The organism is Neisseria sicca VK64 (assembly GCF_000260655.1).
Taxonomy (GTDB): Bacteria; Pseudomonadota; Gammaproteobacteria; order Burkholderiales; family Neisseriaceae; genus Neisseria; species Neisseria sicca_B.
Window position 1 is genome coordinate 1 of the sequence record NZ_AJMT01000004.1, and the last position, 21454, is coordinate 21454.

Consider the following 21454-nt stretch of genomic DNA (forward strand, 5'->3'; position numbering starts at 1 on the left):
TCGTCTGAAAATGACGCCGTTTATGATATAGTGGATTAACTTTAAACCAGGACGGCGTTACCTCGCCTTGCCGTACTATCTGTACTGTCTGCGGCTTCGTCGCCTTGTCCTGATTTAAAGTTAATCCACTATAAAACAGGTCGTCTGAAAACGTATTCAGGCTTTCAGACGACCTGTTTGATGTTAAAATGATTGTTTATATTGATGAATGAATCACAAAGGGGCTTGTCGATATGTCCTTATCCATTGACGAACAGCTTTTGCCGCACCGCAATGCCATTGATGAAATCGATGCCGAGATTTTGCGCCTGTTGAACGAGCGCGCAGGTCATGCGCACGCCATCGGCGAATTGAAAGGAACGGGTGCGGTGTACCGTCCCGAGCGCGAAGTGGCGGTATTGAGGCGGATTCAGAGTTTGAACCAAGGCCCGCTGCCTGACGAGTCCATCGCAAGGCTGTTTCGCGAAGTGATGAGTGAATGCTTGGCGGTGGAGCGTCCGCTGACGATTGCCTACCTCGGTCCGCAGGGAACGTTTACCCAGCAGGCAGCCATTAAACATTTCGGCCATGCCGCCCATACCGCCGCTTTTCAAACCATAGACCAGTGTTTCCGACAAGTCGAAACGCGGCAGGCGGATTATTTGGTCGCACCGGTTGAAAACTCGACCGAAGGTTCGGTCGGCCGCACCTTAGACTTATTGGCGGTAACCGCATTGAAAGCCTGCGGCGAAGTCATTGTCCGCATCCATCACAACCTTTTGCGTAAAGGCACGCACGAATTGGGCGGCATCACAAAAGTCATCGCACACGCCCAAGCGCTGGCGCAATGCAACGACTGGCTCGGACGCAACCTGCCCAACGCCGAGCGCATCGCCGTTTCCAGCAACGGAGAGGCGGCAAGGCTGGTGACAGAATCAGACGACCCCAGTATCGCCGCCATCGCGGGGCGTACCGCAGCGGATATTTATCATTTGAACTATGTCGCCGAATGTATCGAAGACGAGCCGAACAACACCACGCGCTTCTTGGTCATGGGGCATCAAGATACAGGCAGCAGCGGCAATGACAAAACCTCGCTGGCAGTCTCCGCGCCCAACCGCGCCGGCGCCGTCGCCGCGCTGTTGCAGCCGTTTACCGAATCGGGCATTTCCATGACTAAGTTCGAAAGCCGCCCGAGCAAATCCGCGCTGTGGGAATACCTGTTCTTCATCGACATCGAAGGACATCAAAACGACGAAAAAGTCCAAAACGCACTGCGGCTCTTGAGCGAACGCGCATCGTTTGTCAAAGTCATCGGGTCCTATCCGGCAGCCGTTTTGTGATGTAGAAGGAATGAAGAAGGTCGTCTGAACATTCAGACGACCTGTTTTTTCGCTAAACAAGGGTCGTCTGAAATATTGAACGCGTTTTTTCAGAACCAATCAGACTTCGGTATGGATGCCGCGCTTTTTAAAGGATGCTTTTACACGCTCATGCCGGTCTTTGATAAACAGCGGCACAGTTCTTTTGAACAGCAGGCATAAGATAAGGACGGGTATAAAGCCGATTTTTTATAAAATGCCGTCTGAAATTTCAGACGGCATTTGGTCTATTAATATTTAGGCAGAGCGCAACCTTCCGGAGTGGTAATTCTGCACTGTGTTACACCTGCGGTTGTATGGCATTGATTTAATGCATTAGCTTCGGCACGACCAAGATCATCTACTCCATAGAAAGTTTTCCATTTGCCTTTATATCTACCTTGTGCAACTGCAAGACAGCCGTTTCTAACCCATTTTGCAACTACACATGGAGCATTGCTCCCTCCTTGTTCACAGGTCTTGATGGCTTGTCTTTTGGCTGCCTCAAGTGAATCCATATCCATTGCACCACCTGAAATACCTGTTTTAGGATTGATTGCCCATGCTAAATATTTTGAAGGGACATTGATGTTAACAATTTCCGTAGGCTGTTTTCGTTGGTGCTGACGAGACGACGCACAGTTGGGATTGTAGCCATACTGACATAATGCCGAATTATTTTGCAATGCGCCCCTGGTTGCATCATAGGTTGGGTCAGCAGCATAAACATTAAGGCTTGTCAGTCCTAACAATACAAAAAGCAATTTTTTCATTACAATTCCAATCTTTTGTTTTTTAAAAATTTTAATATTTAAATGTAGAAATACTAGGGTGGCTTACTTCCTTTGCCGGGTTGTTTCATGGTGTCTGTGGTCGTGATGTTGTCCATGAAGTATTATATTACTTATTCAATTTGCTGCGTTTTTTCAACATGACCATTCCATCGGGCAGCCCACTCTTTTAATAAACAGTGGCGTTTTTCAAATGTCCGACGCAAAGTCGGCAATCCGATTAGCCGGTCAACCGTTTTTCCCAGCCCGAAAGTAAATTCCACCGTATCCGTCACACAGGTACGTCCTCCGGAAAATCTGAATTCATGCGTATGGCGGAAGGAGCGGTAAATCCCTTCCAGCATCAGGTCGGTAAACGATTGGTTCGGCTCAAGCGAAATGATTTCGGCGCGATGCCGCAACCAAATCCCGCAAATTCTGTATCTGAAATCCAAAATATCTCCACGCGCCCAGTATTCCTTTTCCGACAGCCATTGCACGTCAAACGGAAACTGACAGGCAAATCCGTGTCGGGAAGTACAGTAGCGGAATATCGGTTCGAGCGGCGCATCCAGCCGGACGCTGCGGGTGTAAGTCAGCATGATATCGACCGTTGTGGGCAAAGATGGGGATATGGATAAGAGTGGTGCGGTCGGTATCAGTTCATAAATTGCATTGAACGGCGTGATTTGGTGTTGATAATAGAATAAAGGTCGTCTGAAAATTTTCAGACGACCTTTATGATGAATCGCGGCGGTAGGTTTCAATTATTCTTGGCTGATGGGTTCGAAGCCCGGGCAGTCTTCATTGTTTTTGGAATTGCTTGCCCAGAAGATGCCGTCGCTGTTGAGGTAAACGGAGCAGGTCTCAGTGGACTTGTATTCGTCTGTGGGTTTGGCTTCGAGGATGTATCTTGAGGAGGCGGAGTTTACGATTTTTTTATCGTTGTCGTCCGGGCCTTCGAAGTTGAAGATGGAGATATTGAAATATTGGTTTTGAACCAAGGGAGGCAACGAGGGATTGCCTGCTTCGGCTTTTACGGTCGCATGCTGGGCGTAGTAACGCTCGAGGTTTTGGGCGTTGATCAGCAGCTCGGAGCGGACGCTTTCCAAGCGTGTTTTGCGGACGTAGCGTTGGTAAGAGGGATAGCCGATCGTCGCTAAAATCGCGATGATCAGGACGACAACGAGTAGCTCGGGGAGAGTAAAACCTTGTGATTTGTTTTTCATAGTAAGTGTCATTGTGTTGTTATATTTATCATGCCGGGTCGTCTGAAAGGTTCGGGGAGGCGGCTGTTGTTGGGTTTGATAGATGTTGAATTATAGTTCTTTTCTCTTGTTTTGAATGTTTGGATAAATATTGAGATTGGGAAAATATGTAAATACGTTGAAATATTCTGGAAAAGGGTTTTGATTATTTCTATTTAAAACAATAAGTTAAATTTTAGTTTAGTCGATTATTGTCTTGGCTGGGGTGGATGTTTACAGTAAAATCTGCCCGTTTTCAGCGTTTTCGGCGGATAAGTGTTGGGATTATGCGACATGAATCGGGTGCCGGATTGAACAGATGAAATGGATGAATCAGAAAGTCAGTTATGGCAAAAATTATTAATAAATGGACGGTTGGAATAACGGTTGCTGCGGTGCTTGGGTTTGCTGCGTGGTCTTATTTCCAGCCCGAACCGCAAACTTCTTACATCACGGAAACGGTCAAACGCGGCGACATCAGCCAGACGGTATCCGCTACGGGTGAGATTTCGCCGTCGAATCTGGTATCGGTGGGCGCGCAGGCTTCGGGGCAGATTAAGAAGCTGTACGTCAAGCTCGGACAGCAGGTCAATAAGGGCGATTTGATTGCGGAAATCAATTCGACCACTCAGGTGAACACGCTGAATACGGAAAAATCCAAGCTGGAAACGTATCAGGCGAAATTGGTTTCTGCCGAAATTGCGTTGAACAGCGCGGAGAAGAAATACAAGCGCGAAGCGGCTTTGTGGAAGGAAAACGCGACGTCTAAAGAAGATTTGGAAAGCGCGAAGGATGCGTTGGCTGCGGCTAAGGCAAACGTTGCCGAGCTGAAGGCTTCCATCAAGCAAACCAAAATTTCCATCAATACCGCCGAATCGGAATTGGGCTATACCCGTATTACCGCGACGATGGACGGTACGGTGGTGGCGATTCCGGTGGAGGAAGGGCAGACCGTGAACGCGGTACAGTCCACGCCGACGATTATCCAGTTGGCGAATCTGGATACGATGTTGAACAAAATGCAGATTGCCGAAGGCGATATTACCAAGGTCAAAGCGGGGCAGGACATTTCGTTTACGATTCTGTCCGAACCGGATACGCCGATTAAGGCGAAACTAGACAGCGTCGACCCGGGCTTGACCACGATGTCGCTGGGCAGCTACACCACCAGCACGGACACGACTTCCAATGCGATTTACTACTACGCCCGCGCTTTGGTGCCTAATCCCGACGGCAAACTTTCTATCGGTATGACGACGCAGAATACGATTGAAATCAACGGCGTGAAAAACGTTTTGCTCGTGCCGACGCTGACGATTAAAAAACACGACGGCAAATCGTTTGTCAGCGTTTTGGGCGCGGACGGTAAAGCTTCGGAACGCGAGATTACGGTCGGTCTGAAAGACAGTATGAACACCGAAGTGAAAAGCGGTTTGAAAGAAGGCGACAAGGTAGTGATGTCGGAAATGAGCGCGGCGGAGCAGGCTGAAGCGGCGCAACGCGCCATGCAGGGCGGTCCGCCGAGATAAATAGGCAATAGGTCGTCTGAAAGTTTTGTTTGTTAGCAAAATTCCCCTTTCAGACGACCTTTCCACTCCATACATCATTATCGGTCGGAAACACTTATGAGCTTAATCGAATGTAAAAACATCAACCGCTACTTCGGCAGCGGCGCGAACCGCGTTCATGTTTTGAAAGATGTCAGCCTGTCGATAGAGAAGGGCGATTTCGTCGCCATCATCGGGCAGTCCGGTTCGGGCAAATCCACGCTGATGAACATCCTCGGCTGCTTGGATAGCGCGACTTCGGGTTCGTATCAAATCGACGGCATCGAAACCGCCAAAATGGAGCCGGACGAATTGGCGGCATTGCGGCGCGAACGCTTCGGCTTTATTTTCCAACGCTACAACCTTTTGGGTTCGCTGACGGCGCGGGACAACGTCGCCCTGCCTGCCGTGTATATGGGCATGGGCGGTAAAGAGCGTTCCACGCGCGCGGAGAAGCTGTTGCAGGATTTGGGTTTGGAAGGCAAAGAAGGCAACAAACCCAGCGAACTTTCCGGCGGTCAGCAGCAACGCGTCTCCATCGCCCGCGCCCTGATGAACGGCGGCGAAATCATCTTCGCCGACGAACCGACCGGTGCGCTCGATACCGCCAGCGGCAAAAATGTGATTGAAATCATCCAAAAGCTGCATAAAGAAGGGCATACCGTGATTATGGTTACGCACGATCCCGGTATCGCCGCCATCGCCAACCGCATCATCGAAATCCGCGACGGCGAAATCATCTCCGACAGTTCAAAAAATCCCGAAATCCCCGAAAGTAAAATAGAACGCATCAAAGAAAAATCTTCGTGGCTGTTTTATTACGACCAATTCGTCGAAGCCTTCAAAATGTCGGTGCAGGCGATTATGGCGCACAAAATGCGCTCGCTCCTGACCATGCTCGGCATCATCATCGGTATCGCCTCGGTCGTGTCCGTCGTCGCTTTGGGCAACGGTTCTGAGAAAAAAATCCTCGCAGACATCAGCGCGATGGGGACGAACACCATCAGCATCTTCCCCGGGCGCGGCTTCGGCGACAGGCGCAGCGGCAGGATTAAAACCCTGACCATTGACGACGCCAAAGTCATCGCCAAGCAAAGCTACGTCGCTTCCGCCACGCCGCAAACCACCTCCGGCGGCACGCTGACTTACCGCAACACCGATTTGTCCGCCTCGCTTTACGGAGTGGGCGAACAATATTTCGACGTGCGAGGGCTGAAGCTGGAATCAGGCCGCCTGTTTGACGAGGGCGATGTAAAAGAAGACGCGCAAGTCGTTGTGATCGACCAAAACACCAAAGAAAAACTCTTTGGCACAGACGTCAATCCCTTGGGCAAAACCGTTCTCTTCAACAAACGCCCGCTGACCGTCATCGGCGTGATGCAAAAAGAAGAAAACTCCTTCGGCAACGCCGACGTATTGATGCTCTGGTCGCCCTATACGACCGTGATGCACCAAATTACCGGCGAGAGCCACACCAACTCGATTACCGTCAAAATCAAAGACGATGCCAACACCCAAGTCGCCGAAAAAGGGCTGACCGAGCTGCTCAAAACGCGGCATGGTACGGAAGACTTTTTCATGAACAACAGCGACAGCATCAAGCAGATGGTTGAAAGCACCACTGGCACGATGAAGCTGCTGATTTCCTCCATCGCCTTGATTTCGTTGGTGGTCGGCGGCATCGGCGTGATGAACATCATGCTGGTGTCCGTAACCGAGCGCACCAAAGAAATCGGCGTGCGCATGGCGATTGGCGCGCGGCGAAACAACATCCTGCAACAATTCCTGATTGAAGCGGTCTTAATCTGTATTATCGGCGGTTTGGTCGGAGTAGGGCTGTCCACAGCCATCAGCCTCGTGTTCAACCATTTCGTTACCGAATTTCCAATGGAAATTTCCATCGGCTCTGTTATCGGCGCGGTTGTCTGTTCCACCGCCATCGGCGTAGCGTTCGGTTTTATGCCCGCCAACAAAGCCTCCAAGCTCAATCCGATTGATGCCTTGTCTAAGGATTAAGTTTTCAGACGACCTCCAAACCTAAGGGGTCGTCTGAAAAAGCAAAAGTCGGGTCAGAACCCGACGCAACACCGAATACACGATTCACACAATACATTGCGAAAACAGCCCGAGCGTCGTCCGAATCCGCAACATATTCCAGACGACCCCTCCCGAAACAGGCATCTTCAGCCTTCAATACAAGGAAACCTATGGACGTTTACGCAACATACACAGCCTATCCGCAAAGCGGCATCGAACAAATCAAAGCCTCCTCCGGCACGCCTGCCGCCGTATCAGAATGCAGCGCAGGCAAACTATGGGACGCGCTGCATTTCGTCCTGACCGGCAAAGGCTCGGACGATGCAGACGCGGCAAACCCGTTGAGCAAAGCCATTATCGGCAACATCCTGCGGCAGGATGAAGAAGCGGGCGAACACACCGGATGGATCGACGATACCGAAACCGCCGAAGTAGCCCAAGCCCTGAACCAAGCTGACTTCGCCGCGCTGCTCGACGGCAAAACCGCAGCAGATTTTCAAAACAACCAAATCTACCCCGATATTTGGGGCGACGAAAAAGCCTTTGCCGAAACCCGCGCAGAATTGACGCAGCGGTTTAAAGAACTCACCGCGTTCTACCAAGCCGCCGCCGAACAGCATTGCGGCGTCGTGGTTAGGATTTCATGATTTCAGACGACCTTTTTGAATGGGAAGAGGTCGTCTGAAAAACGGATTCAACGGCGAAAGGTACATGAATAATTGATTTAATTGAATTTTATTGAAATGAGTAATACGAATTACGTTTGTTTTTCCTGCCGCACCGCCGTGCGCCGTCCGAAACGCTATTTCCGCCCCCAAGACAGCAGTTCGCCCCGTTGTTCGCAGTGTGCCAAACCATGTGTGGAGCTGTCCGATAGAATTCCGCTTCCGTCGAAGCATAAAACCAAAGAATGGCAGAAATTGCAGCAGGATTTGTGGCGGCAACAGTTGCAAATATTGGAGAGACAGCAACGCTCCAGAGTCAGGTATAAGCATGAACTCGAACACGAAGCCGATCGGTTGGAGCGTAAACTGCAAGAGCCGATGCATCCGCAAACTGCCAAGCAGTTAAAACGTCTTCTGAAAAATTGTTTGAAGAACTTAGAAAAAGTCTGAAAAAAGTAGGTCGGATACTTGTATCCGACATAAATTCTACGCAGGCGGGAATGACGGCGGTGAAAGTAGCGTGGGCTTTGCCCGCGAAAACAAGTTGATACATCCGGTTGCAGGTTTTCAGACGGCCTCCAAACCAAAGGGTAAAAACATGAACCCCGACAAAGTACAACGAAGCAAGCTGAATACATTGATCGACCTGCCCAATGTCGGCAAAGCCGTGGCGGAGGATTTGGTTTTGCTCGGCATCACGCAGCCGCAGGATTTGGCGGGGCAGGACGCTTATGAAATGTATTCCCGCCTATGCAGCCTGACCGCAACCCGACACGATCCCTGCATGATCGATATTTTCCTGTCGCTGGTTGATTTTATGCAGGGGAACGAACCGAAGCCGTGGTGGCATTTTACGGAACAGCGAAAAGCGTTTTTAGCCGATAAATAAACGCAGCCGATGAGATTGTTCAGACGACCTCCAAACTTTTCAGGTCGTCTGAAACCTTAAACCGAAAGACACAACATGCAGAAAAAACCTTTTTTTCAGACGGCATTATCCCTGTCGCTCGCCCTTGCCTTAAGCGCGTGCGCCGTCCACAGCACCGACAAAAACCTCACGCTCGAATCGACGGGGCAGGTGATGAGTGCGGCGGAAACCGCCGAACGTTACGACGTGAACGGCAACTGGTGGGAAATCTACCAAAGCCCGCAGCTCAACGCCCTGATGGCGCAGGCTTTGGAAAACAATATCGATTTGAAACAGGCGGCCATCAGCGTCAATAAAGCCCTATATCAGGCGAATATTTTGGGGGCGGATTTGGTGCCGTCGTTCAGCGGCTCGTTGAGTGCGTCTACATCCAAAAACCTAAAAACCGGCAGCCACGGCAACACCTTCAGCAGCCAGCTCGGCTTGAGCTACGAACTGGATTTGTGGCGCAAACTCAGTGCCACCGCCGACGCGCAAGTATGGGAATACCAAGCCACGCGGCAGGATATGGCGAACACGCGCCTGACTTTGATCAACAATGTCGCCGACGCCTATTTCAATATTGCCTACCTCAACGAAGCCATTGAATTGGCGCAAAAATCCCTCAAGCAATATCAGGAAATCAACCACATTGCCGATGCCAAGTTCCGCTACGGCAGAGCCGATTCCAGCCAGCCGACGCAGGCGAAACAATCGCTGTTGAGCGCGCAAAACAACCTGATTTCCCTGAAAAACAGCCTCGACACGCAAAAACAGGTTTTACGCAACCTGCTCAACCTCAAGCCGAACGAAGCCATCGCCGCCGACCCCGCACAATACCGCCTGCTGCCCGTCAAAGGCGTGAACCTCGACGTACCGATTACCGTGTTGGCGAACCGCCCCGACCTGCGCGCCGCCGAATACCGCCTGCAATCCTCGCTCCAATCCGTCGAAGCGCAAAAACGCAGTTGGTATCCCTCGATTACATTGGGCGCGAGCTTGAGCACGTCGTCTGAAAAAGCCAAAAGCGCGTTCAATATCCCGCTCTTGGGCGGCTCCGCCACCATCAACCTGCCGTTCCTCAACTGGCAGACCATGAAATGGAAAGACAAAGCCGCCCAAGCCAATTTCGACAGTGCCAAACTCGACTTTGAAAAAGCCCTGACCACCGCGCTGAACGAAGTCAACACCAACTACCTCGCCTACCAAAACGCCCAAGCCGCGCTCAGCAACCAAGAGCAGCGTTACGCCTTGGACAAGAAAAACAGCCGCTACTACCAAGTGCGCTACCAACACGGCAAAAACGAGCTGAAAGACTGGCTGGAAGCGCTGAACAGCGAATACGGTTCCGCCCAAAACGTGCTGAACCAGCGGTATGAAACGCTGAAATACGAAAACATGGTGTATAAAGCGATGGCGGGACGTTATACGCCGAAGTAGGGCGGTCGGCTCAAGAGGTCGTCTGAAAACTGAGAAAAACGGTTTTCAGACGACCTTTTTGACGGCTTGTCGGAAACAAACCGCCGATTTTTTCGTTTGTGCAGTAAAGACGTCGGTAATGTCCCGCCGCGGTTTAAATTTGCTGTAAAAATCGAAACGCATCGGAAAAGCAAAGAATTTGAGTTTGGATATCGTTTTTTAGAAATTCGAATTTTATTGAAAATAGCTTGATAAACAAAAGGATATGTGCTTTTTGTGGAATTGTTGGATGCAATCGCGTATAATTTTGCGATTGTTTTATTCTGCAATTTCAGGCAGTAAATTGTCTGGGATGCTTATAGGAGCCCAATACCATGATGATATTATATTCAGGCATTACATGCCCGTTCAGCCAACGCTGTCGCTTCGTCCTGTACGAAAAAGGCATGGATTTTGAAATCAAAGACGTTGATATTTTCAATAAGCCCGAAGATCTTGCTGTAATGAATCCGTATAACCAAGTCCCCGTTTTGGTTGAACGTGATTTGATCCTCTATGAATCCAATATCATCAATGAATACATAGACGAACGCTTTCCCCATCCGCAACTGATGCCCGGCGACCCCGTCATGCGCGGCCGCGGACGATTGGTTTTGTTCCGCATGGAAAAAGAGCTGTTCAGCCTGGTGCATGTATTGGAAAACCCGAATTCCACCAATAAAGAAATGGCGAAAGCGCGCGAAGCCATCGGCAACGGTCTGACCATGCTCGCGCCTGCGTTCACCAAAAACAAATACATTCTCGGCGATGATTTCTCAATGATTGACGTGGCGTTGTCTCCATTGCTGTGGCGTCTTGACCATTACGACATCAAACTCGGCAAATCCGCCGCACCATTGCTGAAATACGCCGAACGTATCTTCCAACGCGAAGCCTTTATCGAAGCCATGACCCCCGCTGAGAAGGCAATGCGCCGTTAAAGGCCGAAAGGATTCATCATGACGACATCTACCAAGCCTTATCTGATTCGCGCTTTGTACGAATGGTGTACGGACAACAATCAAACGCCGCACATTGTCGCATGGGTAAACGAACATACCCGCGTCCCCATGCAGTATGTTCGCGAAAACGAGATTGTCCTCAATATCGGACCGACTGCCAGCCATAATCTGAATATCGACAACGATTGGATCAGCTTTTCGGCCCGCTTTGGCGGCGTGGCGCACGATATTTGGATTCCGGTCGGACACGTTGTCAGCCTGTTTGCCCGAGAAAGCGGCGAAGGCATGGGATTTGAAGTCGAGCCCTATGAACCTTCCGATAAAGAACAACCGGAACAGGAAACTGAAAACAAACAAGAAACCGATGCGCCGGCAAAATCCGGCAAGGTGTTGAAGTTTGTGAAATAGGTTGGAAATGTAAAAGGTCGTCTGAAATTAAGTTTTCAGACGACCTTTTTGTGTTCATCGGGAAGGGGGAGGAGTATTTCAAAAGTGTGCTCTAGTTTAGTAAGTTTAAACTTTCAGACGACCTCTCGGAGATTTCAGGTAAACATTGATTTAATCCGATATAATTTATTCCATTCAACACTTTTTATCCGATAGGAGAACCTCATGTACCGTCCTGCCGTCTGCTTCACATTGGGAGAAGCTGCTGCTACCACGGCCTATCAAAGCAAAATCGGCGGTACGCCCTACCTGCCAAAAAACGCCAAATACCCGTATCACGCCGAGAAAAAGCATCCGCTGACCCTAGTGGCACAAATCAACTTTGCCGAAGTGCCACCGTTGCCCGGTTTCCCCGAGCGTGGCATCTTGCAAGTTTTTGTTGATGGGCTGGATTACGGCTTAGGCTACGACTTTGAAAATCTGTCGGAACAAGCCGGCTGGCGCATTATGTACTATCCCGAATTATTGCCCGAGAGCGAATTGCAAACCGATTTTTCCGCTTATCAGGCAACCGATTCAGAATGTCTGCCGTTTTCTGGGGAGTTTCCGCTGATTTTTCAAGCGGCAAGCGAAGAGGAGGAAGATGCAGATTTCAATAAATCTCAAGGGCATAAAATCGGTGGTTCTCCGATTTTTCTTCAGGGCGACCCGTTTCTTGAGTGTGATGAAGACGCTGATTTTGATGATCCCGCTACCATCACTTGTTCTGATTGGCGCAAATACATCCTGCTGTTGCAATTAGACACTGATATCAATGAAAAAGACCGCTATACTGGAAAACTGATGTGGGGCGACTCCGGTGTGGCGAATTTCTTCATTACGCCCGAAGATTTGGCTAAACGCGATTTCAGCCGTGTGGCATTTGTGTTTGATTGTTGTTAAATGCCCGATCAGCCATCTTTTATAATGCTCCCAAACAAAAAGGTCGTCTGAAATTAAGTTTTCAGACGACCTTTTTTAGTATGTCAAACCGCTGTTAGGAAACAACTTCGCCTTGGGTGCGTTGTTTGTCGATGCTGCGGTTGATGTGCCATTGTTGGGCGATGGTCAGGAGGTTGTTGACTACCCAGTACAATACCAGACCTGCAGGGAAGAAGAAGAACATGGCTGAGAAAATCAGCGGCATGACTTTCATCATTTTTGCCTGCATCGGGTCGGTCGGCGGCGGGTTGAGGAATGTTTGGGCAAACATGGTTACCGCCATAATTACGGGCAGAATGTAGTAAGGGTCGGAACGGCTAAGGTCGGTAATCCAGCCCAGCCAAGGTGCCTGACGCAATTCTACGGAGGCAAACAACGCCCAGTACAAGCCGATGAAGACGGGGATTTGCAACAGCATGGGCAGGCAGCCGCCCAGCGGGTTGATTTTTTCGTCTTTGTAAAGCTGCATCATGGCTTGCTGTTGCGCCATACGGTCGTCGCCGTATTTTTCTTTGATGGCTTGCAGTTTGGGCGCGGCGGCGCGCATTTTTGCCATCGAGCGGTAAGAGGCGTTGGTCAGCGGGTAGAGTACGGCTTTGACGATAATGGTCAAAACGATGATTGCCCAGCCCCAGTTGCCGATAATGTTGTGCAGTTGGTTCAGGAGCCAGAAGAGGGGGGAGGCGAACCAGTGTACTTTGCCGTAGTCTTTTGCCAGTTGCAGGTTGTCGGCGATATTGGCGATGACGGATGTGGTCTGCGGGCCGGCGTAGAGGTTGATGGAGGCTTCGGATTTCGCGCCGTTTTGGATGGCGGCAAGGGGAACGCTGACGCTGGTGCTGTACAGGTTGTCGTTGCGGCGTTTGATGTCGATACGGCAGTCGCCTGCGGCGCAAACGCTTTGTCCGCCTTTGGGTTGGAGAATCCAAGTGGACATGAAGTGGTGTTCAATCATGCCGAGCCAGCCGGTTTGGGTTTTGCGGGCGTATTCGGCTTCGTTTTTGCCTGATTTGGCATCGTCGTCCAAGTCGGAGAAGCTGACTTTTTGGAATTTGCCTTCGGGGGTGTAAACCACCGGGCCGACGAAAGAGCGGGTAAAGTAGCCTTGACCTTCGGGTTCGCTGCGGTCGCGTACGATGCGGTAGTCTGCGCTCAGGTTGGCGGGCTTGCCGCTGGTGTTGGTGATGTCGAAACGGACGTTGACGAGGTAGCTGTCTTTGGTAAAGGTATAGACTTTGTCGATTTTCAGTCCGTTTGTTTCCGGCGCGCTCAGGCGGACTTCGACTTTGTCGCCGTTGAGGCTGTATTGTTTTTGCGCTGCGGTAAAGTTGACGCCTTTCAGGATGTTACCTTGTGCGTCCAAAAGCTCGGACTGGGCAACGTAGGTGTATTCTTTGCTGTCGTTAAACAGGGTGAAGGGTTTGTTTTCGTCGCCATTTGCTTTGTATTTGAGCAGGGTCATTTGACGCAGGTCGCCGCTTTTTTCGTCGATGACGGCTTTGACCGTGTCAGTCGTTACGGTAATCGGCGTTGCGGGGGCGAGTGCGGCTTCAGCGGCAGCGGTTGCGGCGGTTTGCTGCTGTTGCTGCACGGCTTGTTGTGCCGGATTGGGTTTGGGGCTGGGGAAGAAATGTTCCCAGCCGGCATAGATTGCCAGCGAAATGGCAAAAAATGCTATAAATCTTTTAAAATCCATAAGAGATTCCTGGAATTGACGGGTATGTAATGGAGATGAAAACTGCTTCAGACGGCATTATATAGAAACCGACGGGAAATTAAAGGAAATCAAGCTATCCGAATGATTCGGATTACGGGACAGGGTCGTGTCCGTGTCCGCCGAATGGGTGGCAGCGGGCGATGCGTTTGAGGGCGAGCCAGCCGCCTTTGAATGCACCGTATTTTTTGACTGCCTCGACCGCATATTGCGAACAGGTCGGGGTATAGCGGCAGCGCGGCGGTATCAGCGGGCTGATGGCGTATTGGTAAAAACGGATCAGCGCGAGGATGAATTTGGACAACAGGGTATTCATCAGCGTTTGCGCATGAGTTGTGCCAATTGGTTTCGGGCTTCGGCGGCATTTTGCCGGTTGAATGCCAGGCGGACGCGTACGACGAAATCATGCGGCGGCAGGCTGTTTTTGTTCAGTCTGAACCAATCGCGGATGACGCGCTTCATGTAGTTGCGTTCATGCGCGCGTTTCGCTGTTTTTTTGCTGACGACCAAGCCGAGCCGCGGATGGTTCAATCCGTTGTCGGCAGATTGGGAAACTTGCAGCAAATCGCGGCTGCGCCGGTTTTTGAACGCAAAAACGGATGAAAAATCATCCGTTTTTAATAAGCGGTACTGCTTTCCGAAGCGGTAGTCCAAAATTACACTGCCAAGCGTTTGCGGCCTTTGGCGCGACGAGCTGCCAATACTGCGCGGCCACCGCGGGTTTTGGAGCGAACCAGGAAGCCGTGGGTACGTTTGCGTTTGGTAACAGAAGGTTGATAAGTGCGTTTCATGATGTTTCCTAAAAAATCGGTAGATAAATAAACCGTGAATTACACTCTAATTTTCATCTTTTGTCAATCTCGGTTGAGTAAATGGATATGGCGCGCGGGGTGATTCGGTTTGCGGATTTGCGCGGCGCTTTGTGGATAAAATTTCCGGCAGGTTGTGGATAAAGTTTGGCGGAGTGGGTATAATCGGCACTTCCTGTCCCTTTGTCGGGCGATAGGTCGTCTGAAAATGTTGATGCGGATTTATCGTGATGATTTTCCAAAAATAATTTCATTGTATTTTCAGACGGCGTCCGGTTTGGCGGATAGAGTTTGTGCGGTATTTGCGACACTTTTTCCGTCGGGCTGAAACCGCATTTTCAAAGGTTGCAATTTCCGACGGTTTCTCTCCGTTTCTTTCCAACGATTTCCACGACTCGAGCTTATTCATGACGCTAGCAGAATTTTGGCCGCAGTGCCTCCGCCGACTTCACGATATTTTGCCTGCCGGGCAGTTCGCGCAATGGATTGCGCCCTTGACCGTGGGCGAGGAAAACGGCGTGTGGGTGGTTTACGGTAAAAACCAGTTTGCCTGCAATATGCTCAAAAGCCAGTTTGCCGCCAAAATCGAAGTGGTGCGTGCGGAATTGGCTCCGCAACAGGCGGCTTTTGCGTTTAAGGCGGGCGCGGGGCAGCATTATGAAATGGCGGAAAATGCGGGGGCGGTTGCGCCTGAACATGCTGCGTTGACGGAAGAAATGCCGAAAGCGGACGCGCAAGAATCTTTTTCGGACGGGACGTCGTCTGAAAACTCAGACAGACCCTCCGTTGTGAAAACGGCGGCGGATATTTTGGCGCAGCGCATGAAAAACCTGCCGCACGAAAACAAGCAGCCTGCCGCCGCGCCCGCAGAATCCAAAGCCGTTGCCAAAGCCAAAACGGAAGCGCAGCGCGATGCGGAAGAAGCGCGTTATGAACAGACCAATCTGTCGCGTGACTACACATTCGATACCTTGGTAGAAGGTAAGGGCAACCGCCTTGCCGCCGCCGCCGCCCAAGCCATTGCGGAAAACCCGGGGCAGGGCTACAACCCGTTTTTCCTGTACGGCAGCACGGGTTTGGGTAAAACCCACTTGGTGCAGGCCATCGGCAACGAACTGCTGAAAAACCGTCCCGACGCCAAAGTGCGCTATATGCATTCAGACGACTATATCCGCAGCTTTATGAAGGCGGTGCGCAACAATACTTACGATGTGTTCAAGCAGCAATACAAACAATACGACCTGCTGATTATCGACGACATCCAGTTCATCAAAGGCAAAGACCGCACGATGGAAGAATTCTTCTATCTGTACAACCATTTCCACAACGAGAAAAAACAGCTCATCCTCACTTGCGACGTGTTGCCTGCCAAAATCGAAGGTATGGACGACCGCCTCAAATCGCGTTTTTCATGGGGTTTGACTTTGGAACTCGAGCCGCCCGAGCTGGAAATGCGCGTGGCAATTTTGCAGAAAAAGGCAGAAGCAGCAGGCATCAGCATTGAAGACGAAGCCGCATTGTTTGTCGCCAACCTGATTCGTTCCAACGTGCGCGAACTGGAAGGCGCATTCAACCGCGTCAGCGCCAGCAGCCGCTTTATGAATCGTCCTGTTATCGACATGGATTTGGCGCGTACGGCTTTGCAGGACATCATTGCCGAAAAACACAAAATCATTACTGCCGACACCATTATCGACGCGACTGCCAAATATTACCGTATTAAAATCAGCGATATACTCGGCAAAAAGCGCACGCGCAACATTGCCCGTCCGCGTCAAGTCGCCATGAGCCTGACCAAAGAGCTGACCACCCTCAGCCTGCCGTCCATCGGCGACGCGTTCGGCGGACGCGACCACACGACCGTCATGCACGGCGTGAAAGCAGTAGCAAAACTGCGCGAAGAAGATCCCGAGTTGGCGCAAGATTACGAAAAACTCCTGATTCTGATTCAAAACTGAGCCAGAACCGGCTTTCAGACGACCCCTCTCTTAAAAGGTCGTCTGAAAACACAAATACACTTTGATTTTAACGGCGGCGAATCAACCATCTCGTCCGCCGAACCCGATTCAAAAACACCCGAAATAACCGATTCAAAAGGAATTGACCATGCTGATTTTACAAGCCGACCGCGACAGTCTGCTCAAGCCGCTGCAAGCCGTTACCGGTATCGTCGAACGCCGCCATACCCTGCCCATCCTCTCCAACGTCCTGCTCGAAAGCAAAGACGGTCAAACCAAACTCCTGGCGACCGACTTGGAAATCCAAATCAACACGGCCGGCCCGGAAAGTCAGGCAGGCGACTTCCGCATCACCACCAACGCCAAAAAATTCCAAGACATCCTGCGCGCCTTGCCCGACAGCGCCATCGTTTCGCTCGACTGGGCGGACAACCGCCTGACCCTGCGTGCAGGCAAATCACGCTTTGCCCTGCAAACCCTGCCTGCCGAAGATTTCCCGTTGATGAGCGTCGGTGAGGACATCAGCGCAGCGTTTTCCCTGTCGCAGGAGACTTTCAAAACCATGCTTTCGCAAGTCCAATACAGTATGGCAGTACAAGACATCCGCTACTACCTCAACGGCTTGCTGATGCAGGTTGAAGGCAACCAACTGCGCCTCGTCGCCACCGACGGCCACCGCCTTGCCTACGCCGCCAGCCAAATCGAAGCCGAACTGCCCAAAACCGAAGTCATCCTGCCGCGCAAAACCGTTTTGGAACTCTTCAAACTGCTGAACAACCCGTCCGAACCCATCAGCGTCGAGTTGCTCAACAACCAAGTACGCTTCCAATGCAACGGCACGACCATCGTCAGCAAAGTCATCGACGGCAAATTCCCCGACTTCAACCGCGTCATCCCGCTGGACAACGACAAAATCTTCCTCGTTTCCCGTACCCAACTTTTGGGCGCGCTTGAACGTGCCGCCATCCTTGCCAACGAAAAATTCCGCGGCGCGCGCCTGTTCCTGCAACCCGGCCTCTTGAGCGTCGTGTGCAGCAACAACGAGCAGGAAGAAGCACGCGAAGAACTCGAAATCGCCTACCAAGGCGGCGAACTCGAAGTCGGCTTCAATATCGGCTATCTGATGGACGTATTGCGCAACATCCATTCCGACGATATGCAGCTTGCCTTCGGCGATGCCAACCGCTCGACCTTGTTTACCGTACCGAACAACCCAAACTTCAAATACATCGTTATGCCGATGCGCATTTGATGTGGTTGTTTTGAAATGAATGAAAAGGTCGTCTGAATAATTGGAAAGTTTAAGGTTATGAATTTTTTTAGAAAAACTATCTTTTTTCTGGTTGTCTTATCGATCTTGGCTGCCTGCGGTTCGTTCGTCTCGCAATATGTTTTGGGAATGGACCCTTGCGTTTTATGTATTTTGCAGCGCTTGTCGGTTTTGGCGGTCGGATTGGTGGCTTTGGCGGCAGCATTTTTCCGTCAGGCTTCTAAGATTGGCAGACTGTTCAGCGCCTTGTTGGTCAGTGTGCCGGCGGTTTATGGTGCGGGTGTTGCGGCCTATCAATTGTGGCTGCAAAGCCTGCCACCGGGCAGCGCGCCGTCCTGCGGTGCGCCGTGGACTTTCCGTTTGAAGGACTGGCCGCTGTTTGACTGGTTTGAACCGATTGTGCGTGGCTTTGGCGATTGTGCCGTACCGGACTATCTGCTGGGTATTGCACTGCCGTACTGGAGCATCGCCTATTTTGGCTTTGTGATTGTATTGGTGTGGTTTGCCTGGTTCAAAACCAAATAGCTGCAAAGATGAAAAGGTCGTCTGAAAACCGAAAATATGGTTTTCAGACGACCTTTGATGTATTTGGTAACTATATGTTCCCGTTGTATAATCGCGGGTTTTCAATTCAATATAGTGGATTAAATTTAAATCAGGACAAGGCGACGAAGCCGCAGACAGTACAGATAGTACGGCAAGGCGAGGCAACGCCGTACTGGTTTAAAGTTAATCCACTATAATAAACATACAGGAACCGCCATGACAGAATCCATCACCCGCGACAGTATGCAGTACGATGTCGTGATTGTCGGCGCAGGCCCGTCGGGTTTGTCCGCCGCCATCAAACTCAAGCAGCTTGCCGAAAAAAACGGGCGCGAAATCAGCGTTTGCGTGGTGGAGAAGGGTTCTGAGGCGGGTGCGCATTCGCTGGCGGGGGCGGTCATTGATCCGATTGCGCTGAATGAGCTGATTCCCGACTGGAAAGAAAAAGGCGCGCCGCTGACGCGCGCGGTAACGCAGGACAAAGTGTTGTTCCTGACCGAGAAAAAAGCGTTCAATCTGCCGGTTACTCCCAATTTCGACAATCACGGCAACTACATCGTCAGCTTGGGCGAAGTTGTGCGCTGGCTGGCGGAGCAGGCGGAAAATATGGGCGTGGAAATCTATCCGGGCTTTGCCGCCGCCGAAGTGCTGTATCACGAAGACGGTTCGGTCAAAGGCATTGCGACCGGCAATATGGGCATCGGCAAAGACGGCGAGCCGACCGACAGTTTCCAGCCAGGCATGGAGCTTTGGGCGCAGCAAACCCTGTTTGCCGAAGGTTGCCGCGGTTCGCTTTCCAAACAAGTCATCGAACGTTTCCAACTCGACCAAAACAGTCAGCCGCAAACTTACGGCTTGGGCATCAAAGAGATTTGGGAAGTGTCGTCTGAAAAACATCAGCCCGGCTTGGTGGTGCACAGCGCGGGCTGGCCGCTCGACAGTCAAACCTACGGCGGCGCGTTTGTTTACCATTTCGATGACAACAAAGTCGCCGTCGGCTTCGTGGTCGGTTTGGACTATCAAAACCCTTATCTGTCGCCGTTTGAAGAGTTCCAACGTTTCAAAACCCATCCCGAAATCCGCAAAACCTTCGAAGGCGGCCGCCGCATTGCTTACGGCGCGCGTTCGCTGATTGAAGGCGGTTTGCAAAGCCTGCCGAAGCTCTCGTTCAAGGGCGGCGTTTTAATCGGCGATGCGGCGGGTTTCCTCAATATGCCGCGCATCAAAGGCATTCATACCGCGATGAAATCCGCCATGCTTGCCGCAGAAGCTGTGTTCCCCTTGTTGGAAAACCTTGAAGAAGCGGAGGGTTTCGACAGCGGCAAAGAGGCGGCGGATTATCAGCAACGTTTTAAACAAAGCTGGCTGTATCAAGAGCTTTACGCCGCGCGTAATGTGCGTCCGTCATTCAAATGGGGCGTTTACCTCGGTTCAATCTATACCGGTATCGACCAGATGATTTTCAGAGGCAAGGCTCCGTGGACCTTGAAACATCACGGCAAAGACAACGAGCAGCTCAAAAAAGCCGCCGCGTGCAAGCCGATTGATTATCCGAAACCCGACGGCGTGTTGACCTTCGACCGCTTAAGCAGCGTCTTCCTCGCCAATCTCGCGCACGAAGAAAACCAGCCCGACCATTTGGTGCTGAAAAATCCGCAAACGATGATAGACGTGAACTACAAAGAATACGCCTCGCCCGAAACGCGCTATTGTCCGGCCGGTGTGTATGAAATCGTCGAAGAAAACGGCAGCCCGCGCCTGCAAATCAACGCCGCCAACTGCGTGCACTGCAAAACGTGCGACATCAAAGATCCGACGCAAAACATCACTTGGATTTGCCCCGAAGGCGCAAGCGGACCGAATTACGGCGGGATGTAGGTTTCGGCGGTAGCTTTGGTTAAGTTGGGCAAACATTTGCCGCGCCGGATAAAGAAAGGTCGTCTGAAAATCCTGATTTAAGGTTTTCAGACGACCTTTTGGGTTTTTCAGGGAATGGGCTTTAACAGAATATCGTTGATTTACCTGATCACAATACGCATTCATCCGCTCTTGAGATTTATTTTGAATCGGCTGCACTTTTTAGTGGACGGCGTTGCTGCCGATGGCCACGGCCAAATCGTATTCGGCGGGTAAAACGCTCATGCCCGCCAGCCCTGTGCAGCCGATGACGGGCAGGCCGAGTATTTCCCCTTCCGCTTCGTCGTCGAGAAAGACGATTTCCGTCCAGCGGGCGGCGGACAGTGCGGTGGCGGCAACGACCTTGCCGTGGCCGCCCGCACCGATGATGGCGAGTTTTTTATGTGTTTTCTGCATGGGTGTTTCCAAGATTGGAGGCGGCAGGCCGTCTGAAAACGCCGTTTATTTCGAGCCGCGTATTTTCTTCGTTGCTTTCACGACGCGTTCGTAAAGGGACGGAGACAACGCATCTTGTAGATACACGCTTTTTACGCCGATTTCCTGTGCGGCCTGTTCGGCCGATATTTCGGCGTACGAACCGGCGACGGGTGTGCGTTCGCGGCCGTATTGGGTAACGGCATAGGTTTTTTCGTTGATGCGTTCGTAACGTTTCCCGCCTTCTTGGAGCTCGAAATTATCGTGGTAAACGGTGCTTTCTATGAGGATGCCGTTTTCGTATGTGAGGACTGGGCCTTGATATCCGATGTCATCGTTGCTGAAATACAGTTCTGCCCTCGGTGCGGGGAGCGCGCGGTCGAGAAAGAGATGCATGCAGAGTTGCGAACCTCTGTTTTCAACAACCGGAACTTTCATACATATGCGCGGGTTGTTGTAATTTACGGGTCTTCTGCGCCTTTCGATTTGCCGATCTATCTCGTTGAGATAGTAAAGGTTTTTCAG

24 protein-coding genes and 1 pseudogene are annotated in these 21454 nt (G+C 51.2%); 14 read left to right on the forward strand and 11 right to left on the reverse strand.

The window, feature by feature from the left end; genetic code table 11:
* Positions 1–157, reverse strand: a pseudogene (locus HMPREF1051_RS13905) (IS5/IS1182 family transposase); the annotation flags it as partial.
* Positions 158–233: 76 nt separating this feature from the next.
* On the opposite strand from HMPREF1051_RS13905, the gene pheA reads away from it, so the two are divergent.
* Positions 234–1322 carry a prephenate dehydratase gene (gene pheA / locus HMPREF1051_RS00135; protein WP_003762629.1) on the forward strand — a complete coding sequence of 363 codons (1089 nt, stop codon included), beginning with the start codon at positions 234–236 and terminating at the stop codon, positions 1320–1322.
* Between the two features lie 269 nt (positions 1323–1591).
* Here the strand turns inward: pheA and HMPREF1051_RS00140 are convergent, their stop codons facing one another.
* The 3 genes from HMPREF1051_RS00140 to HMPREF1051_RS00150 all read right to left on the reverse strand — a co-directional run bounded on the left by HMPREF1051_RS00140 (position 1592) and on the right by HMPREF1051_RS00150 (position 3339).
* Positions 1592–2113: a DUF4189 domain-containing protein gene (locus HMPREF1051_RS00140; protein WP_003762627.1), complete on the reverse strand. Its 522-nt coding sequence runs from the start codon at positions 2111–2113 to the stop codon at positions 1592–1594.
* A 131-nt stretch (positions 2114–2244) separates the two neighbouring features.
* A complete protein-coding gene (locus HMPREF1051_RS00145; protein WP_003762638.1) occupies positions 2245–2877 on the reverse strand; it encodes an SRPBCC family protein in 633 nt (210 codons plus the stop codon).
* Complete coding sequence (locus HMPREF1051_RS00150; RefSeq protein WP_003762655.1) at positions 2878–3339, reverse strand: type IV pilin protein; 462 nt, start codon at positions 3337–3339, stop codon at positions 2878–2880. It abuts the gene before it with no gap.
* Between the two features lie 365 nt (positions 3340–3704).
* On the opposite strand from HMPREF1051_RS00150, the gene HMPREF1051_RS00155 reads away from it, so the two are divergent.
* From HMPREF1051_RS00155 to HMPREF1051_RS00195, 9 genes are all read left to right on the forward strand, one after another.
* Entirely contained in the window at positions 3705–4886 is a 1182-nt protein-coding gene (locus tag HMPREF1051_RS00155; protein WP_003762646.1) for an efflux RND transporter periplasmic adaptor subunit, read from the forward strand.
* A gap of 96 nt (positions 4887–4982) precedes the next feature.
* Positions 4983–6920, forward strand: coding sequence for a MacB family efflux pump subunit (locus HMPREF1051_RS00160; RefSeq protein ID WP_003762652.1), 1938 nt, complete (start codon positions 4983–4985; stop codon positions 6918–6920).
* A gap of 191 nt (positions 6921–7111) precedes the next feature.
* Positions 7112–7588 (forward strand): DUF1877 family protein, encoded by a 477-nt coding sequence (locus HMPREF1051_RS00165; RefSeq protein ID WP_003762649.1) that lies wholly within the window; start codon positions 7112–7114, stop codon positions 7586–7588.
* Positions 7589–7684: 96 nt separating this feature from the next.
* Positions 7685–8056: a hypothetical protein gene (locus tag HMPREF1051_RS12590; RefSeq protein WP_231286227.1), complete on the forward strand. Its 372-nt coding sequence runs from the start codon at positions 7685–7687 to the stop codon at positions 8054–8056.
* A 148-nt stretch (positions 8057–8204) separates the two neighbouring features.
* Positions 8205–8495 (forward strand): helix-hairpin-helix domain-containing protein, encoded by a 291-nt coding sequence (locus HMPREF1051_RS00175; protein ID WP_036490841.1) that lies wholly within the window; start codon positions 8205–8207, stop codon positions 8493–8495.
* A 75-nt stretch (positions 8496–8570) separates the two neighbouring features.
* Positions 8571–9953, forward strand: coding sequence for a TolC family protein (locus HMPREF1051_RS00180; RefSeq protein ID WP_003762613.1), 1383 nt, complete (start codon positions 8571–8573; stop codon positions 9951–9953).
* Between the two features lie 353 nt (positions 9954–10306).
* Complete coding sequence (locus tag HMPREF1051_RS00185; protein ID WP_003762636.1) at positions 10307–10912, forward strand: glutathione S-transferase N-terminal domain-containing protein; 606 nt, start codon at positions 10307–10309, stop codon at positions 10910–10912.
* 18 nt (positions 10913–10930) lie between these two features.
* Positions 10931–11341 (forward strand): ClpXP protease specificity-enhancing factor, encoded by a 411-nt coding sequence (locus tag HMPREF1051_RS00190; RefSeq protein ID WP_003758080.1) that lies wholly within the window; start codon positions 10931–10933, stop codon positions 11339–11341.
* 204 nt (positions 11342–11545) lie between these two features.
* The gene (locus HMPREF1051_RS00195; protein WP_003762619.1) at positions 11546–12262 is read left to right on the forward strand and encodes a YwqG family protein; all 717 of its coding nucleotides are present in this window, start codon (positions 11546–11548) and stop codon (positions 12260–12262) included.
* 94 nt (positions 12263–12356) lie between these two features.
* On the opposite strand, the gene yidC is transcribed toward HMPREF1051_RS00195, so the two are convergent.
* From yidC to HMPREF1051_RS00220, 5 genes are all read right to left on the reverse strand, one after another.
* Complete coding sequence (gene yidC / locus HMPREF1051_RS00200; RefSeq protein WP_003762611.1) at positions 12357–13997, reverse strand: membrane protein insertase YidC; 1641 nt, start codon at positions 13995–13997, stop codon at positions 12357–12359.
* Positions 13998–14109: 112 nt separating this feature from the next.
* Complete coding sequence (yidD, locus tag HMPREF1051_RS00205; protein ID WP_003762642.1) at positions 14110–14331, reverse strand: membrane protein insertion efficiency factor YidD; 222 nt, start codon at positions 14329–14331, stop codon at positions 14110–14112.
* Positions 14331–14669: a ribonuclease P protein component gene (gene rnpA / locus HMPREF1051_RS00210; RefSeq protein ID WP_003758090.1), complete on the reverse strand. Its 339-nt coding sequence runs from the start codon at positions 14667–14669 to the stop codon at positions 14331–14333. The genes yidD and rnpA overlap by 1 nt, the downstream gene beginning before the upstream one ends.
* 2 nt (positions 14670–14671) lie before the next feature.
* Positions 14672–14806 (reverse strand): 50S ribosomal protein L34, encoded by a 135-nt coding sequence (rpmH, locus tag HMPREF1051_RS00215; protein WP_002214728.1) that lies wholly within the window; start codon positions 14804–14806, stop codon positions 14672–14674.
* A gap of 53 nt (positions 14807–14859) precedes the next feature.
* Complete coding sequence (locus tag HMPREF1051_RS00220) at positions 14860–15078, reverse strand: hypothetical protein (protein ID WP_231286228.1); 219 nt, start codon at positions 15076–15078, stop codon at positions 14860–14862.
* A 153-nt stretch (positions 15079–15231) separates the two neighbouring features.
* Between HMPREF1051_RS00220 and dnaA the strand changes: the two genes are divergently transcribed.
* From dnaA to HMPREF1051_RS00240, 4 genes are all read left to right on the forward strand, one after another.
* On the forward strand, positions 15232–16782 hold the full coding sequence (gene dnaA, locus HMPREF1051_RS00225; protein ID WP_036490853.1) for a chromosomal replication initiator protein DnaA: 1551 nt from the start codon (positions 15232–15234) through the stop codon (positions 16780–16782).
* A gap of 148 nt (positions 16783–16930) precedes the next feature.
* Complete coding sequence (dnaN, locus tag HMPREF1051_RS00230) at positions 16931–18034, forward strand: DNA polymerase III subunit beta (protein WP_003758101.1); 1104 nt, start codon at positions 16931–16933, stop codon at positions 18032–18034.
* 57 nt (positions 18035–18091) lie between these two features.
* Positions 18092–18577 (forward strand): disulfide bond formation protein B, encoded by a 486-nt coding sequence (locus tag HMPREF1051_RS00235; protein WP_003762651.1) that lies wholly within the window; start codon positions 18092–18094, stop codon positions 18575–18577.
* 237 nt (positions 18578–18814) lie between these two features.
* Entirely contained in the window at positions 18815–20476 is a 1662-nt protein-coding gene (locus tag HMPREF1051_RS00240; RefSeq protein WP_003762653.1) for an electron transfer flavoprotein-ubiquinone oxidoreductase, read from the forward strand.
* Between the two features lie 201 nt (positions 20477–20677).
* Here the strand turns inward: HMPREF1051_RS00240 and HMPREF1051_RS00245 are convergent, their stop codons facing one another.
* On the reverse strand, positions 20678–20911 hold the full coding sequence (locus HMPREF1051_RS00245; protein WP_003762631.1) for a hypothetical protein: 234 nt from the start codon (positions 20909–20911) through the stop codon (positions 20678–20680).
* A gap of 45 nt (positions 20912–20956) precedes the next feature.
* Positions 20957–21325: a hypothetical protein gene (locus tag HMPREF1051_RS00250; protein WP_003762605.1), complete on the reverse strand. Its 369-nt coding sequence runs from the start codon at positions 21323–21325 to the stop codon at positions 20957–20959.
* Between the last annotated feature and the right edge of the window lie 129 nt (positions 21326–21454).

What these genes read in the sequence shown, in the direction of transcription:
- rpmH (WP_002214728.1), bottom strand. Translation starts at nt 14,806, where the DNA reads ATGAAACGCACTTATCAACCTTCTGTTACCAAACGCAAACGTACCCAC.
- dnaN (WP_003758101.1), top strand. Translation starts at nt 16,931, where the DNA reads ATGCTGATTTTACAAGCCGACCGCGACAGTCTGCTCAAGCCGCTGCAA.
- HMPREF1051_RS00240 (WP_003762653.1), top strand. Translation starts at nt 18,815, where the DNA reads ATGACAGAATCCATCACCCGCGACAGTATGCAGTACGATGTCGTGATT.
- HMPREF1051_RS00220 (WP_231286228.1), bottom strand. Translation starts at nt 15,078, where the DNA reads ATGAAATTATTTTTGGAAAATCATCACGATAAATCCGCATCAACATTT.
- dnaA (WP_036490853.1), top strand. Translation starts at nt 15,232, where the DNA reads ATGACGCTAGCAGAATTTTGGCCGCAGTGCCTCCGCCGACTTCACGAT.
- HMPREF1051_RS00160 (WP_003762652.1), top strand. Translation starts at nt 4,983, where the DNA reads ATGAGCTTAATCGAATGTAAAAACATCAACCGCTACTTCGGCAGCGGC.
- HMPREF1051_RS00175 (WP_036490841.1), top strand. Translation starts at nt 8,205, where the DNA reads ATGAACCCCGACAAAGTACAACGAAGCAAGCTGAATACATTGATCGAC.
- HMPREF1051_RS00140 (WP_003762627.1), bottom strand. Translation starts at nt 2,113, where the DNA reads ATGAAAAAATTGCTTTTTGTATTGTTAGGACTGACAAGCCTTAATGTT.
- HMPREF1051_RS00245 (WP_003762631.1), bottom strand. Translation starts at nt 20,911, where the DNA reads ATGCAGAAAACACATAAAAAACTCGCCATCATCGGTGCGGGCGGCCAC.
- HMPREF1051_RS00180 (WP_003762613.1), top strand. Translation starts at nt 8,571, where the DNA reads ATGCAGAAAAAACCTTTTTTTCAGACGGCATTATCCCTGTCGCTCGCC.
- HMPREF1051_RS00190 (WP_003758080.1), top strand. Translation starts at nt 10,931, where the DNA reads ATGACGACATCTACCAAGCCTTATCTGATTCGCGCTTTGTACGAATGG.
- yidD (WP_003762642.1), bottom strand. Translation starts at nt 14,331, where the DNA reads ATGAATACCCTGTTGTCCAAATTCATCCTCGCGCTGATCCGTTTTTAC.
- yidC (WP_003762611.1), bottom strand. Translation starts at nt 13,997, where the DNA reads ATGGATTTTAAAAGATTTATAGCATTTTTTGCCATTTCGCTGGCAATC.
- HMPREF1051_RS00195 (WP_003762619.1), top strand. Translation starts at nt 11,546, where the DNA reads ATGTACCGTCCTGCCGTCTGCTTCACATTGGGAGAAGCTGCTGCTACC.
- pheA (WP_003762629.1), top strand. Translation starts at nt 234, where the DNA reads ATGTCCTTATCCATTGACGAACAGCTTTTGCCGCACCGCAATGCCATT.
- HMPREF1051_RS12590 (WP_231286227.1), top strand. Translation starts at nt 7,685, where the DNA reads ATGAGTAATACGAATTACGTTTGTTTTTCCTGCCGCACCGCCGTGCGC.
- HMPREF1051_RS00250 (WP_003762605.1), bottom strand. Translation starts at nt 21,325, where the DNA reads ATGCATCTCTTTCTCGACCGCGCGCTCCCCGCACCGAGGGCAGAACTG.
- HMPREF1051_RS00150 (WP_003762655.1), bottom strand. Translation starts at nt 3,339, where the DNA reads ATGAAAAACAAATCACAAGGTTTTACTCTCCCCGAGCTACTCGTTGTC.
- HMPREF1051_RS00185 (WP_003762636.1), top strand. Translation starts at nt 10,307, where the DNA reads ATGATGATATTATATTCAGGCATTACATGCCCGTTCAGCCAACGCTGT.
- HMPREF1051_RS00165 (WP_003762649.1), top strand. Translation starts at nt 7,112, where the DNA reads ATGGACGTTTACGCAACATACACAGCCTATCCGCAAAGCGGCATCGAA.
- HMPREF1051_RS00155 (WP_003762646.1), top strand. Translation starts at nt 3,705, where the DNA reads ATGGCAAAAATTATTAATAAATGGACGGTTGGAATAACGGTTGCTGCG.
- HMPREF1051_RS00235 (WP_003762651.1), top strand. Translation starts at nt 18,092, where the DNA reads ATGAATTTTTTTAGAAAAACTATCTTTTTTCTGGTTGTCTTATCGATC.